The organism is Mycobacterium sp. 1245499.0, from assembly GCF_001673615.1.
Taxonomy (GTDB): domain Bacteria; phylum Actinomycetota; class Actinomycetes; order Mycobacteriales; family Mycobacteriaceae; genus Mycobacterium; species Mycobacterium europaeum_A.
The window spans coordinates 1-2677 of record NZ_LZMG01000373.1; the positions used below are offsets into that span (position 1 = coordinate 1).

At 68.8% G+C, this 2677-nt stretch carries 4 protein-coding genes; 1 reads left to right on the forward strand and 3 read right to left on the reverse strand.

Translation table 11 applies throughout. From position 1 onward, the window contains the following. The coding region (locus A5646_RS23175) for an NAD(+) synthase (RefSeq protein ID WP_067024473.1) at window positions 1–1172 on the forward strand (1172 nt) is incomplete at its 5' end. A gap of 53 nt (window positions 1173–1225) precedes the next feature. On the opposite strand, the gene A5646_RS23180 is transcribed toward A5646_RS23175, so the two are convergent. The 3 genes from A5646_RS23180 to A5646_RS23190 form a co-directional block, all read right to left on the reverse strand. Beyond that, window positions 1226–1633 carry a hypothetical protein gene (locus tag A5646_RS23180; protein WP_066867075.1) on the reverse strand — a complete coding sequence of 136 codons (408 nt, stop codon included), beginning with the start codon at window positions 1631–1633 and terminating at the stop codon, window positions 1226–1228. A 117-nt stretch (window positions 1634–1750) separates the two neighbouring features. After that, entirely contained in the window at window positions 1751–2299 is a 549-nt protein-coding gene (locus A5646_RS23185) for a YbhB/YbcL family Raf kinase inhibitor-like protein (protein ID WP_066877445.1), read from the reverse strand. Continuing rightward, on the reverse strand, window positions 2296–2677 hold a 382-nt coding region (locus A5646_RS23190), incomplete at its 5' end, for a 3-isopropylmalate dehydratase (RefSeq protein ID WP_067024476.1). The genes A5646_RS23190 and A5646_RS23185, both read right to left, overlap by 4 nt.

The window sequence follows — 2677 nt, forward strand, 5'->3', positions numbered from 1 at the left end:
ACAACCGGCGCCACCACCGGACGACCACGGATGCCTATCGGCACATCGAATTTCGGTTGGACCCACCCGGCGGGGACATCGGCCTGCGCCGCGAAATCGAGCGCTTCCCCTTCGTCCCCGCCGATCCGCAACGGCTGGAACAGGATTGCTTCGAGGGCTACAACATCCAGGTCGCCGGCCTCGAACAGCGCCTGCGCGCGCTGGATTTCCCGAAGGTGGTCATCGGGATCTCCGGTGGACTGGACTCGACGCACGCCCTGATCGTGGCCGCCCGCGCGATGGATCGCGAACAACGGCCGCGCAGCGACATTTTGGCGTTCACGCTGCCCGGCTTCGCCACCGGGGACCGCACCAAACGCAACGCGTCCGAGCTGTGCCGCACGCTGGGTGTGACGTTCGCGGAGATCGACATTCGCCAGAGCGCGGAACTGATGCTCAAGGAGATGGATCACCCGTTCGCGCGCGGTGAAAAGGTGTACGACGTCACCTTCGAAAACGTCCAGGCCGGTTTGCGCACCGACTACCTGTTCCGGTTGGCCAACCAGCGTGGCGGCATCGTGCTGGGCACCGGCGACCTGTCCGAGTTGGGACTGGGCTGGTCGACCTACGGGGTGGGCGACCAGATGTCGCACTACAACGTCAACGCCGGCGTGCCCAAAACACTGGTCCAGCACTTGATCCGCTGGGTCATCTCGTCCGAGCAGTTCGAACCGGAGGTCAGCGAGGTGCTCCAGTCGGTGCTCGACACCGAGATCACCCCGGAGCTGGTGCCCAGCGGCGAGGAAGAAGAGCTGCAGAGCAGCGAAGCAAAAGTGGGACCATTTGCGCTGCAGGACTTTTCATTGTTCCATGTGCTTCGCTTCGGATTCCGGCCGTCCAAGATCGCCTTTTTGGCCTGGCACGCCTGGAGCGATCCCGACCACGGCATCTGGCCCCCCGGCTTCCCCGAGGACAAGCGGCCGTCCTACACGCTCAAGGAGATCCGGCACTGGCTGCAGGTCTTCGTGCAGCGGTTCTATTCGTTCAGCCAGTTCAAGCGCTCGGCGCTGCCGAACGGGCCCAAGGTGTCGCACGGGGGTTCGCTGTCGCCGCGGGGGGATTGGCGCGCGCCGTCCGACATGTCCGCGCGCATCTGGCTCGACGAGATCGAACGCGAAATCCCCAAGGACTAGCCTGCGCGCACGGGCCCGCCCGGATCACCGAGCGGGCCTGCGAGCATTCGCGCTCACGCCTTGGCGCGCCGCCACCCCTGGTACTGCACTTCGGCGAACACCAGCGTGTAAGCGCCGGCCGCCAGGTTCAACACGACGCCGGCCGACGTCAACGGAAAGACGTCCGCGAGCACCAGAACGATCGCGGCCACCGTGTATGCCACGTTGGCGATGATGACGCCCATGCCGGCGCGCCGCACCGATGGCAGGCTGGCCAGCCCGAACACCACCACGCCGTACGCGATCAAGAACGCGGCCATGGCGTACTCGAACGCCTTCGTGGTGCCCGAGAGGTCGGCGAGCCAGCCGGCAAACGGCAGACCGGCCAGCCCGACCAGCCCGCTGATGGCGGCGTCGGCGCGCATGGCGAGCCGAAGCAAGCCGTCCCGGGTACCGGTGCGGTCAAGCGTGATAGCGGACATGATGTTCCTTTCTCTGGCGGACTGCGATCGCTACCGACGCTGCTCCCAGCCCACTGCCAGATCGACGCCGGGCGCTGCCAAACACTGCCAACCGCAGGTCAGCGGGGCGATCGGTGGCTAGCGCTCGTAGGTTCCGGTCAGCGTGCCCCGCGCCAGCACGTGACCGCGCATCGCGGCCAGCAGCCCCTTGGCGTTGGTCACGGCGTCCGGAATGGTGACATCGAGCGCGAATACCTGAAAGCGGTAGTGGTGTGGCCCATGGCCGGGGATCGGCCGTGGCCCGGCATAGCCGCGGTGACCCAGGTCGGCCCGCGGGAAGCGGATTCCCGGGCATCCCGGCTGCAGCGCACCCGCGGCCACGCCGCCGACGCTCGGGTCGATCACCGCGACGGTGTGCAACAGGGGCCGGGGCAGCGGGACGTCGACGTCGTCCATGACGAGCACGACCTGGCGGGTGCGGCCCGGCAGCGCGTCCCAGCGCAACGGCGGGGAGGCGTTGTCGCCGACGCCCTTGCCGGCGCTGGACGCCGGCATGGCGCCCCCGTCGCTGAACGCGGTGCTGGTTACGGCGATGGTCGTGGGCGCCTCGAACGCGCCGCCGGCGAGCGGGCTTCGGCGGGCACCCGCGCGCACCCCGCGCAACGCCCGGCCCAGACGCTCGATCACGCGCCGCTGCCCGCGCCGCGCATCGCCACCGCGGGTGAGCGCAGCAGGTCGCCCATTTCGGTAGGCAGGTAGCCCTGCCGGGCGAGCCGGGGCAGCACACCGCCGCTCTCGATGATGTCGAGGATCAGGTCGGGCAGGCGCGCGACGGTGCCCGCGACCCCGGTGGTGTCGTTGCGCCAGCTGCCGTCGCCGAGGTCGAAGGTTCCGGTGTCGCCGTCGCTGAACGCCGAGGTGGCCTCGGGGACGGTGATCGCCGGCAGCCCGGAGTTCACGGCGTTGCGGAAGAACAGCGAGTTGAATTCCTCGGCGACCAGGCCGGCGACGCCGAGTTCGACGAACAGCGCCGCCACCGGGCGTGACGAGCCGAGCCCGAAGTTC